Here is a 13,263-nt window from a genome sequence, read left to right as displayed (position 1 = left end):
ATTGATCAACTGTTGACGACCAGGACCTTCAGGGCCGTGCGCTCGTCCATCGCCCTGTAGCCGTCGGGCACGCCCTCCAGGCCGACCGTGAGATCGAAGACGGGCGAGGGGTCGATGATGCCGTCGAGGATGTCGGGCAGCAGTTCCGGGATGTACGCGCGGACCGGCGCGACTCCGCCGCGCAGCGCGATGTTCCGGTCGAACATGACCCCGAGGTCCAGGCCGGTGCCGCTGCCGTGCGGCACGCCGACGAAGCCGATGGCGCCGCCGTCGCGCGTGATACCGACGGCCGTACGCATGGACTGCTCGGTGCCGACGGCCTCGACGACGGAGTGCGCGCCCTGGCCACGGGTGAGTTCGCGGACGGCCTCGACGGCGGCCTCGCCGCGTTCGGCGACGACGTCGGTGGCGCCGAAGTCGCGCGCGATGGCCGTGCGGGTCTCGTGGCGCCCGAGGGCGATGATCCGCTCGGCGCCGAGGCGCTTGGCGGCGAGCACGGCGCACAGGCCGACCGCTCCGTCGCCCACGACGGCGACGGTGGCACCCTTGCGGGCGCCCGCGCCGAGGGCCGCGTGGTGGCCGGTGCCCATGACGTCCGACAGGGTCAGCAGGGCGGACAGCAGGTGGTCGTCGGAGGCCGCCTCCTTGGGGAGCCGTACGAGCGTGCCGTCGGCGAAGGGCACGCGTACCGCCTCGCCCTGGCCGCCGTCGTAGCCCACGGCACCCCAGAAGCCGCCGTGCACGCAGGAGGTGGTGAGGCCCTCGCGGCAGTACGCGCAGACGCCGTCGGACCACATGAACGGCGCGACCACGAGGTCACCGGCCCTGACACCGTTCACCTCCGAGCCGGTCTCCTCCACGATCCCGAGGAACTCGTGTCCGATCCGCTGCCCCGGCTGCCGGTCCGCCTCGCCGCGGTACGCCCACAGGTCACTGCCGCAGATGCAGGCGCGCAGCACCCGGACCACGGCGTCGGTGGGCAGCTGCACCATCGGCTCGGGCACGTCCTCCACGCGCATGTCGAACGGGGCGTGGATGGTGGTGGCGCGCATGGCGAGGGTCCTTCTCGTCGCTGGTCTGCTGGTGCGGTGCGCTCAGGGGGTGGTCGAGCGCACTTCACGGTAAGCCGCCGCCGGTGCGGGCCGCGCATCGAGGGCACCCCGGACCAGCAGGAACTGTGCCGCCGCGTAGGTCAGCATGATCCAGAAGTCGGGCCGGGGCAGCTGCGGCCAGTCGGCGACGCCGGTCGCGATGAGGGTGTCGGAGAGCATGAAGAGCGCCCCGCCGAGCCCGGCGACCGGGCCGAGCCTGGTGGCCGCGGTGTACGCCATGGCGGTCAGGAGGGTGCTGTAGCCGGCGACGGGGACACGGAGGCCGGCCGGCAGGCCGGGCCACAGCAGGACGACCAGGGTGACGAGGGCGACGGCGTAGCCGAATGCGAGCAGACCCGCACGCGCGCGTGGCGGACCGTGGCGCCGGAACAGGACGAGGTAGCAGACGTGACCGGCGGCGAAGGAGGCCATCCCGGCCATGAAGGCGGGGTCGGTGTCGGAGAGCAGCAGGACGTCGCCGCCCCAGCCGCACAGCAGGGCGGCGACCAGGAGCCGAGGCCCGCCCGCGCGGGCGGCGAAGGCGGCGAGCAGCGGCACGATCAGCGGTTTGGTGACCAGATGTCCGGCGCGGAAGCCCACGAGGAGGGAGACGAGGTCGAGGACTGTGGCGAGGACGAAGGCACCGAGCAGCGCCCGGGAGGCTCTCACGCGGCCACGGGCTCTTCGCTCTGTTCCGCCGCAGCCGCCGGCGTCCAGCCCGGTCCCCGGAACACCCGCCCCGCGCGCTCGCGCCAACTGGTCGCCTTCTTCAGGTCCTTGGCGATGGCGACGTACTCGTGGGTGGCGACCTTGATCGGGTTGAAGGTGTTGATGTTCTTCGTCAACCCGTAGACGGGCCGCTCGACCTCCGGGACGAACGACCCGAAGAGCCGGTCCCAGACGATGAGGATGCCGCCGAAGTTGCGGTCCAGATAGCCGCCCTGGGATGCGTGGTGGACCCGGTGGTGGGACGGCGTGTTGAAGACGAACTCGAACCATCGGGGCATCTTGTCGATCCGCTCGGTGTGGATCCAGAACTGGTAGACGAGGTTCACCGAGGAGCAGAACGCCAGCGCGGCGGGATGCACGCCCAGGGCGACGAGCGGGACGTAGAACGGCCATACCGTGAGGGTCGTCCAGGGCTGGCGCAGGGCCGTGGTGAGGTTGAACCTGCGGCTGGAGTGGTGGACGACGTGACAGGCCCACAGGATGCGGATCACGTGGTGGCCGCGGTGGGACCAGTAGTAGAAGAAGTCCTGCCCGAGCAGCATCAGCGGGATCGTCCACCAGAGGACGGGCACGCGCAGCGGGGTGAGTTCGTGGATCGCGGTGTAGATCGCGACGATCGGGATCTTCCAGAGGAAGTCGAAGACGAGGCTCCCGAGCCCCATGCCGACGCTCGTCGCCGCGTCCTTCGTCTCGTAGCCCGCCGCGTCCTCGTCGGGGTGGATGCGCACGCTGATCATCTCGATCACGGTGAGCAGCACGAAGGCGGGTATCGACCAGAGCACGGCATCGGGCAGGTTCGGCATGGGTGAACCGTAGGACCGCGAATCGGTCACGACTAGACGTTGTTACCCACAAGTATTTCCTGGGGTACGCGCTTGCTTGTTGGCGATCTCCGCCAATGGGCCCGCCGCGCCCGGGCAGTGGGTCCGCTACACCCCCACCGCCCCCAGCAGCGCCCCCGCCGCGTAGGTGACCCCCATCGCGAGTGCCCCGCCCATCACGTTCCGCAGCATCGCCGGTCTCGTGTCCGCCGCGCCGAGCCGTGCGCTGCTCCAGCCCGTCAGGACCAGTGCCGCCAGCGACGACACCACGGTGACGCCGAGGCGCCAGTCCGCCGGTGGCAGGACGATCGCCAGCAGCGGCAGCAGCGCGCCTACCGTGAAGGACAGGAAGCTCGCCCAGGCCGCGTGCCAGGGGTTGGTGAGGTCGTCGGGGTCGATGTTGAGCTCCACGCGCGCGTGGGCGCGCAGCGCGTCGCGTTCCGTGAGCTGGGCCGCCGCCTCCATGGCCACCTCACGGGACAGGCCGCGGTCCTGGAGAAGCTCGGTCAACTCCTCCAGCTCGGCCTCCGGTTGCTCCTTCAGCTCGCGCTTCTCCAGGGCCAGGGCGGCCTTCTCCGAGTCGCGCTGGGTGGAGACGGACACATACTCCCCCGCCGCCATCGACATGGAGCCGGCGAGGAGGCCCGCCAGGCCGGCAGTCAGCAGCGCGGAGCGGTCGTCCGTGGCGCCGGCCACGCCGACGACCAGCCCCGCCGTGGACACGATGCCGTCGTTGGCTCCCAGTACCGCCGCCCGCAGCCAGTTCAGCCGCGAGCCCAGTGGGCCGCTGTGGGCCTCGTCATGGGCCTCGTCATTGGTCGGTTCCGTCACACCCCGGAGGATCCCACCCCTCGCGTCACCACACTCGTACCGACGCCCCTCGCGCGAACACCGGGCTCGTGGCGTCCGCCGGCGGTTCGGCGAGCGGTTGCGCGATTTCGCCGACCGTGGGGCCGACCTTCGCCGCGATGGGGTCCAGGAGGTCCAGGTCGAAGCCGTACAGGCGGGCCGCGTTGCCGCCGAGCATGGCGGCGACCTCGTCGCGCGGCACGCGCGCGTACGCGAAGCGCAGGCCCTCCCTGGAGTACGGATAAGTGCCCTCGTCGTGCGGGTAGTCGCTGCCCCACATGATCTTCTCGATGCCGATGCGGTCGCGCAGGGGCACCTCGTGCGGGCGCATGAAACTGGCGCCCACGAAGCAGTTGTCGCGCCAGACCTCCGACGGACCCTTGCCCATCGAGGCGGCGAGCCCGGCGCCGAACCTGGACTCCGCGGTGGTCGCCTTCGACGCCGCCGCGACCAGGCGCCCGTGGTAGTAGTCCAGCATGTCGAGCACCCCGGGTATCCAGCCGGAACCCTGCTCGGTCAGCACCAGCTTCAGGTCCGGGTGGCGGCGGAAGGCACCGCCGAAGATCAGGTGCCACAGGGCGCGGTGCGAGAACCAGGTCGTCTCGACCATGAACACCGCGCGGGCGGCCGGTTCGTCGCCGAGGGGCGGGGCGGCCGAGCCCGCGTGGTGGTTGACGGGCACGCCGAGTTCCGCGCACACGGCCCAGATCGGGTCGTACGTCGACGAGTACAGCTCCGGCAGCCCCGAGCCCGGTGGGGTGCCGGGCAGCAACAGACCGCCCCTGAGGCCCGCTTCGACCGCCCACCGGATCTCCTGGACGGCCTCCTGGACGTCGTTCAGGAAGATCTGGAAGACACCCGCCCGCCGGCCCGGCGCGGCCGCGCAGAAGTCCGCCAGCCAGCGGTTGTGGGCGCGCAGGCCGGCCCAGCGGCGCCCGAACTCCTCGGCCGTCGGCGCGGGCGCCATGAGGGAGCCGGACGGGAAGAACGGCGGGACGGTGTTCGGGAAGACGACCTCGGCGACGATCCCGTCCTGTTCCAGCTCCGCGATCCGCCGCGCGGAGTTCCAGTTCTTGTCGGCCGTGTCGGCGACCAGGTCCTCGTACGGGTTGACGTAGGTGGCCGCCCACGCGTCGAACTCGTCGTGGTACCGCTTCTCCAAGTAGGGCCGGTAGTCGGGGAGATCGGCGCCCGCGTGGCAGTCCGCCGAGATGACCGTGTACCGGTCCTCACTCGTGGCGCTCATGGCGTCACCCCCAGGACCGGGAAGTCGTGGTCGGTCAGCCAGTGCCGCCCGACCTCGCGGGAGCGCGCCCAGGACGCCCTCACGGCCTCCTGGTCGTCCTGCTGGCCGAGTTCGGCGGGGGTGGGACCGATCCGTCGTGCCAGGGGCTCCAGGGCCGCCACGTCGAAGCCGAAGGCGTCGGCCGCCGCCAGGCCCAGCATGCGGCGGGTCTCGTCGACCGGGATGTCGTGGAAGGTGCGCTTCAGCCACGCGCGCGTGTCGGGCCAGGTGCCCTCGGGGTGCGGGAAGTCGCTGCCCCAGAGGATGTTGTCGACGCCGATCTCGTATCGCTGGGCCAACTCGCGGCGCTTGGTGTTGGTGGCGCAGATGAAGACCTGGCGGTCGAGGTACTCGCTCGGCGGCCGTTTCAGCTCCGCGAAGGGTGAGAGTTTCTTGCCGCCGTGGGCGCCGAGGTAGAGGCGGTCCATGAACCACAGCTGGTTCGGCAGCCACCAGCAACCCGACTCCGCGACACCGAACTTGAGGCCCGGGTGACGCTCGAAGACCCCGGACCAGAGCAGGAACCAGAGCGGCCGGGCGGGCCACCAGGTCACCTCGCTGACGTAGATGCCGAGGTGGTCGCCGTACTCGTGGCGGGGCGCGGCCCCGGAGTGGGTCAGCACGGGCATCGCGCACTCGGCGGCGGCTGCCCACACGGGGTCGTAACAGCGGTCGTGGTAGGGCTCCTTGTCGACCCACATGGAGGGGATCATCAGGGCGCCGAGCCCGGACTCCTTGGCGCGGTGGATCTCCGCGACGACCTTCTCCGTGGGGGCCGTCACCGGCAACAGGGCGACCCCGCAGTGCCGTTCGGGGTTCTCGGAGACGAAGTCGGCGAGCCAGCGGTTGTGTGCCTGCGCGCCCGCCATGCCCAACTCGGGGTCCTGGTCCCCGGAGAGGCCGAGTCCGACTCCGAAGGGCGCGGCGGTCTGACTGTCGACCGCGTCGGCGTCCGGGAAGACCACCTCGGCGGCGACCCCGTCGCCGTCCAGCTCCTTGAGGCGCTGCGCGGTGTCCCAACCCCCGCGCAGGCCCTCCTCGTTGTCCTGGAACCACTTGGTGGCGAACGCCTCGTTGCGGATGCCGAGCCGGGTCATCTCCTCGCGGCGCCGGTCGCGTCCGGCGAGGAATTCGTCGAAGTCCCGGTGGAACCGGGCGTCCAGATAGGGCCGGTACTCCTCGGTTGGCAGCCCGGCGTGGCAGTCGGAGGAGATGATCAGGTACGGCTCCTGGTCGGTCACAACAGTCCCCTCGGTCAGTCCAGGATGAAGCTCTCCAGATACGACGGGTTCGAGCGGTCGAGCATCGAGCGCGCGCGTGCCCGGATCTGGGTATCGCTGTGCTCGCTCTCGGGCAGCAGCCAGAAGCGGTCCGCGCGGATGCCGTCCACGACGAGGTCGGCGACCTCCTCGACGGGCGTGAAGGCGACCTCCTTGCCCGCCGCCTTCATCGCGCTCTCCCACTGGTCGAGGCTGCGGTAAGGGGTCCTGCGGGGCCGCTCCTTGGCGTACCGGGCGGGCCGGTTGCGGTGCGACTCCCACAGGCCCGTGCGCAGCATGTGCGGCCCCGGGAAGAGCACCGAGGCACCCACACGCGCGTGCTCCGCTCTCAAGTGGGCGTACAGGGACTCGGTCATCGTCACGACGGCCGCCTTGGTGACCGCGTACACGGAGGCGGTGGGCAGCGGGGCGATACCGCCGTCCCCGGAGGACGTGTTGACGACATGACCGGGTTGATTCGACACGATCATCCTCGGCACGAACGCCTGGATGCCGTGGAAGACACCCCACACGTTGACGGCGAACGCCCACTGCCAGTCGTTCGGTTCGTGCTCCCACATCCGGCCCTCGGCGCCCGAGCCGACGCCCGCGTTGTTGCACAGGACGTGGACGGCGCCGTACGTGTCGTACGCCGACTCGGCGAGATCCAGGACCTGTTGGCGTACACCGACGTCGGCCACGCGCGCGTGCACATCGGCGCCGTCGGCGCGCAGGTCGGCGGCGGCCTTGTCGAGGGCGCCCTGCTCGACGTCGGCGAGGACCACCTTGAGCCCGTCGGCGGCGAACCGCCGCGCCATCGCGAGCCCGATCCCGCTCGCGGCCCCTGTGACGACGGCGACCTGCCCCTCCCTCAGCTCCATCAGACGCTCCCTTCCGGGGGCCCGTCATGGACCTGTTGCGGATCGTCGTAACGCTGGTGGATGTACGGCAACAGGGCGCGCGCGTCGACCCGTTCGACGACCTTGCCGCGCTGGTCGCTGGTCTTCTCGCCGATGGTGATGTCGACGAGGGTGCGTACGGGGAGGTCGGCGACCGGGTCGTACACGGACTCGCGCAGGACGACGTCTCCGGTGACGCGTTCGAGGCGGCGGACCTTCTCGTTGCGCAGGCAGTGCACGAGCACCGGGTCGGCGTCGAAGCCGGAACCGTCCACCGCGGGAAGGAACTTGAAGTAGAAGTCGGTCTTCCGGGTCGGCCCGGGGAGGGGCAGTTCCTCGGTGACCGCGCCGCGGACCTCGACGAAGGCGATACCGTACCGGGCGAGGGACGCGTGCACGACGAGGCCCACTCGTTCGACGGTGACCTCGCCGAGCTTCTTGGGTTCGCCGAAGACCTCACGGCCGCCGGTGAGGGCCCGTTCGTGGGTCATCGGCATGACCAGCGGGTACCAGCCCTCGACGCCGTCGTGCGCGGCGGCGACCGCGAACGAGCCCGCGCCCAGGGGGTATCCGGTCAGTTCGACCTTGCTTATGTTCACCCGGACCAGGGGCCGGCCCGTGGGCTTGAGGGGCGGCGGCAGGACCGCCGCGACCGCGTCCGGGTCGCTCTCCCAGACGGCCACCACACCGGTGGACCAGATGTCCGGGAGCTTTGCGCTCGCAGTGCGTGCGGCGGCGATCTCCGCCTCGGTCCGTGCGCCGTACCGTACGCGTGCCATACGCCGTACCGCCCTTCGTAGGCCGTCATCCGTCAGGCGGGCAGCACGCTTGCACCGGGCGGTCGAAAGGTCCATAGCCACGCGCGCGTGCGTTCGGCGGACCCGAACGGGCGGGCGGGACAGACCACCTGAGGGACAGGGCTGTCAGTGACGGCCCGTATCCTCAGTGACCATGCTCGAAGACCACTCGCCAGCAGTGTCCGCTGCCACTCCGTGGCCGGCCGCGTATCCCCAGGGGTATGCGGTAGTTGACGTGGAGACCACCGGTCTGGCCCGGGACGACCGGATAATCTCCGCGGCCGTCTACCGTCTGGACGCGCTCGGCGAGGTCGAGGACCACTGGTACACGATGGTCAACCCGGAGCGCGATCCCGGCCCAGTGTGGATCCACGGTCTGACGAGTGACGTACTGGAGGGCGCGCCCCTCTTCAAGGACATCGCCGAGGAGTTCGCGACCCGCCTGGAGGGCCGGGTGCTCGTCGCGCACAACGCGGTCTTCGACTGGCAGATGATCGCGCGGGAGTACGCGCGCGTGCAGATCGAGCCCCCGGTCCGGCAGCGGCTGTGCACCATCGCGCTCTCCAAGGAGCTGTCCCTGCCGCTGCCCAACCACAAGCTGGAGTCCCTGGCGGCGCACTTCGGTGTCGTGCAGCAGCGCGCGCACCACGCGCTGGACGACGCGCGCGTGCTCGCCGAGGCGTTCCGGCCGAGTCTGCGGGCGGCGGCGAGCAGCGGCGTACGGCTGCCGCTGCACGAGTGCCGGCCGCTGACCGAGTGGACCGCCGACCGGCCGGCGCCCCGGATCGGTCACCAGGGGGGCGGCTACAGCGGCTACGGGGCGGGCAGTTGGCGTCCCGCGCGCAAGCGGCCCGCGTGTCCGTACCCGAACCCGGGCCGGTTCGAGGACGGCAAGCCGCTCAAGCAGGGGATGCGGATCGCGTTCTCCGGGGACACGTCCATCGAGCGCGAGCTCCTGGAGGACCGTGCTGTGGAGGCCGGGCTGCATGTCGCCACGAGCCTGTCCCGGCTGACCAGCCTGCTCGTCACGAACGACCCGGACTCGGGCACCTCGAAGGTGGTCAAGGCCCGCCAGTTCGGCACGCCCGTGGTGGACGAGGCGGCGTTCGGGCAGTTGCTGCGGGACGTCGAGGCGGCCGACTGACGGTGCCCCGGTGACCGTACGGACGGGTGATTGCCGTACGACTCGCCCCGCGTCCGCTCGCCCGTGCCGGGCGGACGGCCCACCCTGTGGCGCATGGCGAGATGTGAAGTGTGCGGCAATGACTACGGCATGAGCTTCGAGGTGCACGCGCAGGGCGCGGTACACGTCTTCGACTGCTTCTCCTGCGCGATCCACCGCATGGCCCCGATCTGCGAGCACTGCCGGGTGCAGATCATCGGCCAGGGCGTGGAGGTCGAGGGCCACTGGTTCTGCGGCGGCCACTGTGCGCGGGCGGAGGGGAAGGTGGGGATCATCGACAAGGTCTGAGGACGGTCCGAGGACAGACCCCGCTGAATGCGCCCCACGACCGAGTTGTACGGTCGTGGGGTGTACCGCTTCCTGATGTCCCGGCAGTGGGTGATCCTCGCGTTGATCACCCTTCTCCTGATCCCCACGATGATCAGGCTGGGCATCTGGCAGATGCACCGCTACGAGATGCGCAGCGCCCGGAACCAGCTGGTCACGAACGCGCTGCACGCCAAGGCGGTCCCCGTGGAGCGGATCAGCACCCCCGGGCACGCGGTCACCCGCACGGAGAGGTACCGCACCGTCACCGCGACGGGCACCTTCGAGACCTCCAAGGAAGTCGTCGTCCGGCGCCGCACCAATGACGACGACGAGGTCGGCTTCCATGTACTCACCCCCTTCGTGCTGACGGACGGCAAGGTGGTGTTGATCAACCGTGGATGGATCCCGGCGAACGGCGCGCAGACCGCCTTCCCGAAGATCCCCGCGCCGCCGGGCGGCAGGACCACGATCACCGGGCGTCTGATGGCCGACGAGACGACCGCTGCGAGCGGCATCAAGGACATCAAGGGCCTGCCCGACCGCCAGATCATGTTGATCAACAGTGAGGAGCAGGCGAAGCGGCTGCATGCCCAGGTGCTCGGCGGCTATGTCGAGCAGACGGCGCCCGAGGCGAAGGGCGGCACCCCGGAGCAGATCTCCGACCCGGGCAAGGAAGACGCCCCGCTGAACTACGCGTACATGATCCAGTGGTGGCTGTTCGCCGCGGCCGTACCCGTCGGCTATGTCGTCCTGGCCCGCCGCGAGGCCCGCGACCGCCGGGAGGCGGCGGCGAAGGAAGCGGAGACGGCGGAGGCCGAGCCCGCGCCGGTGTGACCCCTCCTGTGCTTCACCCGCCCGGCCCCGACCTTGATTGCGTGGTCGATACTCAGGGAACCCGCACCCCGTGCACCCACGTATCGAGGACTACGCCCTCATCGGCGACGAACAGACAGCGGCCCTGGTCGGCATGGACGGCTCGGTCGACTGGCTGTGTCTGCCACGCTTCGACTCGGCGGCCTGCTTCGCGAGACTGCTCGGTGACGAGGAGAACGGCCACTGGCGCATCGCCCCCGCGGGCGCGGACCGCTGCACCCGCCGCGCCTACCGCCCCGACACCCTGGTCCTGGACACGGAGTGGGAGACCGACGAGGGCACGGTACGCGTCACGGACCTGATGCCCCAGCGCCACCGCGCCCCCGATGTCGTTCGCATCGTGGAGGGTCTGAGCGGCAAGGTCACCGTCCGGAGCAGGCTCCGTCTGCGCTTCGACTACGGGGCGGTCGTGCCGTGGGTGCGCAGGGCGGACGGGCACCGGGTGGCCGTCGCGGGTCCCGACTCGGTGTGGCTGCGCAGCGAACCCGAGGTCCGCACCTGGGGCGAGGACTTCAGCACCCTCTCGGAGTTCACCGTCGAGGCCGGTGAGAAGGTCGCCTTCGTCCTCACCTGGCATCCCTCGCACGAGCCGCGTCCGGCGCTCGTCGACCCGTACAAGTCGCTGCGGACCAGCGTCGTGGACTGGGTGCACTGGGCGGCCCGCTGCAGCTACGACGGCCCCTACAGGGACGCGGTCGTACGTTCCCTGATCACCCTCAAGGCCCTCACCTACCGCCCGACGGGCGGCATCGTCGCCGCGGCCACCACCTCGCTGCCCGAGGAGATGGGCGGCGTACGCAACTGGGACTACCGCTACTGCTGGCTGCGCGACTCCAGCCTCACCCTCGGCGCTCTCGTCACCGCGGGCTATCACAAGGAGGCCGAGGCCTGGCGCGACTGGCTGCTGCGCGCGGTCGCGGGCGATCCGGCGGACCTGCAGATCATGTACGGCGTGGCGGGCGAGCGGCGGCTGCCCGAGTTCGAACTGCCGCACCTCTCCGGCTTCGGCGACTCGGCCCCCGTACGGATCGGCAACGGCGCCGTCAACCAGCTCCAACTCGACGTCTACGGGGAGGTCATGGACTCCCTGTGGCTGGCACGGCGCGCGGGTCTGTCACCGAAACCGCACATGTGGTCGCTGCAGAGCATCCTCCTGGAGTGGCTGCGCGCGCAGTGGCGGCAGCCCGACGAGGGGCTGTGGGAGGTGCGCGGCGGGCGCCGCCATTTCGTGCACTCCAAGGTCATGGTGTGGGTGGCCGCCGACCGGGCCGTACGCACTTTGGAGGAGTACGCCGACCTCCCCGGGGACCTGTCGGGCTGGCGCGAGCTGCGGGACGCGGTGCACAAGGACGTGTGCGAGAAGGGCTACGACCCGGTACGCAACACGTTCACGCAGTACTACGGCTCGCAGGAACTCGACGCCGCCCTGCTGCTGATCCCCCGCTTCGGTTTCCTGCCGCCCGACGATCCCCGGGTCGTCGGCACGGTCGACGCGGTCCAGGCGGCGCTCGGCCACGACGGCTTCGTACGCCGCTACGACACCGCCGCCGACATCCCCGTGGACGGGCTGCCGGGCGACGAGGGCACCTTCCTGGCGTGCTCGTTCTGGCTCGTGGACGCGCTGTACATGACGGGCCGTACGAAGGAGGCCCGGGTGCTGTTCGAGCGTCTGGTGGGGCTCGCGAACGACGTGGGGCTGCTCGCGGAGGAGTACGACCCGGTGGCCGGGCGTCAGCTGGGCAACTTCCCGCAGGCGTTCAGCCACATCGGCCTGGTGAACACCGCCCTCACCCTGTTCGGGGACGAGAGGGCAGGATAGGGACCATGGATCTTGGACTGAAGGACCGGGTGTACGTCGTCACGGGGGCCACCCGTGGACTGGGCAACGCCGCCGCGCGCGAGTTGGTGGCCGACGGCGCGAAGGTCGTCGTCACGGGGCGGGACGAGCAGCGGGCCGCGGACGCGGCGGCCGAACTGGGGCCGAACGCGGTGGGCGTGGCCGTCCACAACGCCGACGCGGAGGCGCCCGGCCGGCTGATCGCCGCCGCGCGCGACCGCTTCGGGCGCTTCGACGGCATCCTCGTGAGCGTCGGCGGGCCGCCGCCCGGGTTCGTCGCGGACACCACCGACGAGCAGTGGCAGGCCTCGTTCGAGTCCGTGTTCCTCGGCGCGGTACGGCTCGCCCGCGCGGCGGCCGGGGAACTGGAGGCGGGCGGGGTCATCGGCTTCGTGCTGTCCGGTTCGGTGCACGAACCGATCCCCGGGCTGACGATCTCGAACGCACTGCGGCCCGGCCTGGCCGGCTTCGGCAAGTCCCTCGCGGACGAGCTGGGGCCGCGCGGCATCCGTGTCGTCGGACTGCTGCCCGCCCGCATCGACACGGACCGCGTGCGCGAGCTGGACGGGATGTCCGCGGACCCGGAGGCCACCCGGAGGGCCAACGAGACGCGGATTCCGCTGCGGCGGTACGGGACGCCGGACGAGTTCGGGCGGGTGGCGGCGTTCCTGCTGTCGCCGGCCGCGTCCTATCTGACGGGGATCATGGTGCCGGTCGACGGCGGCATGCGGCACGGGTTCTGACGAACCGTCAACCGACCCGCTCCGCACGGTGCTTGACACCCGTCAGCTGTACCTCCGTCGGCAGTGCGTCCAGGCCCGCCGAATCGCGGGCGTGGGCCAGGGCGTTGGCCGTCAGGTGGTCGAGGGCGACTCCGGGATCCACGTGCGGGTCCAGACCGAGCCGGACGCGGGCCTCGGGTGCCGTGCGGGTGCCGACGAGCCGCACGTGCGCGTGGGCCACGCCGTCCAGCTCGCCCGCGTCGGTGGCGAGGACGCCTTCCAGGGCCCGGCCCCGCAGCAGCGCGCCCTCGCCGTCGCCGGTGCGGACGGCGACCTCGGTGAGCCGGCGCCGCCGCAGCACCGCGACGAGCCACCACAGCGCCAGCAGGACGAGGACGGCGAGCACCGCGAGCACCGTGGGCCACCACCAGCCGTCGTGCCGCCAGCGGGTCCGCCGGGCGTCGCTCAGGAGTACGTCGTGACGGCCGTCGTAGATCCACCAGGACGGCGGCTTCACTCCCAGCCCGACCGCCAGCACGGAGCCGCCGAGCACGACCAGCACGAGACCCACGACACCGATCACCACACGGTTGACCACCCTCAGCACCG

The 13,263-nt window shown here is 71.1% G+C and carries 14 protein-coding genes; 5 read left to right on the top strand and 9 right to left on the bottom strand.

Features of this window, described 5'->3' with window-relative positions; genetic code table 11:
* Positions 1–5 precede the first annotated feature (5 nt).
* From AB0I51_RS25950 to AB0I51_RS25915, 8 genes are all read right to left on the bottom strand, one after another.
* Positions 6–1,052 (bottom strand): zinc-dependent alcohol dehydrogenase family protein, encoded by a 1,047-nt coding sequence (locus AB0I51_RS25950; RefSeq protein ID WP_362978964.1) that lies wholly within the window; start codon positions 1,050–1,052, stop codon positions 6–8.
* Between the two features lie 42 nt (positions 1,053–1,094).
* Positions 1,095–1,760 (bottom strand): lysoplasmalogenase, encoded by a 666-nt coding sequence (locus tag AB0I51_RS25945; RefSeq protein ID WP_362978962.1) that lies wholly within the window; start codon positions 1,758–1,760, stop codon positions 1,095–1,097.
* Positions 1,757–2,623 (bottom strand): sterol desaturase family protein, encoded by an 867-nt coding sequence (locus tag AB0I51_RS25940; RefSeq protein WP_362978960.1) that lies wholly within the window; start codon positions 2,621–2,623, stop codon positions 1,757–1,759. Before AB0I51_RS25940 ends, AB0I51_RS25945 begins: the two co-directional genes overlap by 4 nt.
* 126 nt (positions 2,624–2,749) lie before the next feature.
* Entirely contained in the window at positions 2,750–3,472 is a 723-nt protein-coding gene (locus tag AB0I51_RS25935; RefSeq protein ID WP_362978958.1) for a VIT family protein, read from the bottom strand.
* A 25-nt stretch (positions 3,473–3,497) separates the two neighbouring features.
* Entirely contained in the window at positions 3,498–4,736 is a 1,239-nt protein-coding gene (locus AB0I51_RS25930; RefSeq protein ID WP_362978956.1) for an amidohydrolase family protein, read from the bottom strand.
* On the bottom strand, positions 4,733–6,016 hold the full coding sequence (locus AB0I51_RS25925) for an amidohydrolase family protein (RefSeq protein WP_362978954.1): 1,284 nt from the start codon (positions 6,014–6,016) through the stop codon (positions 4,733–4,735). Before AB0I51_RS25925 ends, AB0I51_RS25930 begins: the two co-directional genes overlap by 4 nt.
* A 14-nt stretch (positions 6,017–6,030) precedes the next feature.
* Complete coding sequence (locus tag AB0I51_RS25920; protein WP_362978952.1) at positions 6,031–6,915, bottom strand: SDR family NAD(P)-dependent oxidoreductase; 885 nt, start codon at positions 6,913–6,915, stop codon at positions 6,031–6,033.
* On the bottom strand, positions 6,915–7,712 hold the full coding sequence (locus tag AB0I51_RS25915) for an acetoacetate decarboxylase family protein (RefSeq protein ID WP_362978950.1): 798 nt from the start codon (positions 7,710–7,712) through the stop codon (positions 6,915–6,917). The genes AB0I51_RS25920 and AB0I51_RS25915 overlap by 1 nt, the downstream gene beginning before the upstream one ends.
* A 172-nt stretch (positions 7,713–7,884) precedes the next feature.
* Here AB0I51_RS25915 and AB0I51_RS25910 point away from each other — a divergent pair, with 172 nt between their 5' ends.
* The 5 genes from AB0I51_RS25910 (at position 7,885) to AB0I51_RS25890 (ending at position 12,675) form a co-directional block, all read left to right on the top strand.
* Entirely contained in the window at positions 7,885–8,874 is a 990-nt protein-coding gene (locus AB0I51_RS25910) for a DEDDh family exonuclease (RefSeq protein WP_362978948.1), read from the top strand.
* Positions 8,875–8,967: 93 nt separating this feature from the next.
* On the top strand, positions 8,968–9,201 hold the full coding sequence (locus AB0I51_RS25905) for a hypothetical protein (RefSeq protein WP_078532401.1): 234 nt from the start codon (positions 8,968–8,970) through the stop codon (positions 9,199–9,201).
* A 27-nt stretch (positions 9,202–9,228) separates the two neighbouring features.
* Complete coding sequence (locus AB0I51_RS25900) at positions 9,229–10,056, top strand: SURF1 family protein (RefSeq protein ID WP_362978946.1); 828 nt, start codon at positions 9,229–9,231, stop codon at positions 10,054–10,056.
* A gap of 70 nt (positions 10,057–10,126) precedes the next feature.
* Positions 10,127–11,914 carry a glycoside hydrolase family 15 protein gene (locus tag AB0I51_RS25895; protein ID WP_362978944.1) on the top strand — a complete coding sequence of 596 codons (1,788 nt, stop codon included), beginning with the start codon at positions 10,127–10,129 and terminating at the stop codon, positions 11,912–11,914.
* 5 nt (positions 11,915–11,919) lie between these two features.
* The gene (locus AB0I51_RS25890) at positions 11,920–12,675 is read left to right on the top strand and encodes an SDR family oxidoreductase (protein ID WP_362978942.1); all 756 of its coding nucleotides are present in this window, start codon (positions 11,920–11,922) and stop codon (positions 12,673–12,675) included.
* A gap of 7 nt (positions 12,676–12,682) precedes the next feature.
* Here the strand turns inward: AB0I51_RS25890 and amaP are convergent, their stop codons facing one another.
* Positions 12,683–13,261, bottom strand: a complete 579-nt coding sequence (amaP, locus tag AB0I51_RS25885) for an alkaline shock response membrane anchor protein AmaP (protein ID WP_362978940.1) — start codon at positions 13,259–13,261, stop codon at positions 12,683–12,685.
* Positions 13,262–13,263 lie beyond the last annotated feature (2 nt).

This window comes from Streptomyces sp. NPDC050549 (assembly GCF_040655035.1).
GTDB lineage: Bacteria > Actinomycetota > Actinomycetes > Streptomycetales > Streptomycetaceae > Streptomyces.
Note: the sequence above shows the minus strand (reverse complement) of the source record. Positions and strands in the feature narration are given on the sequence as shown.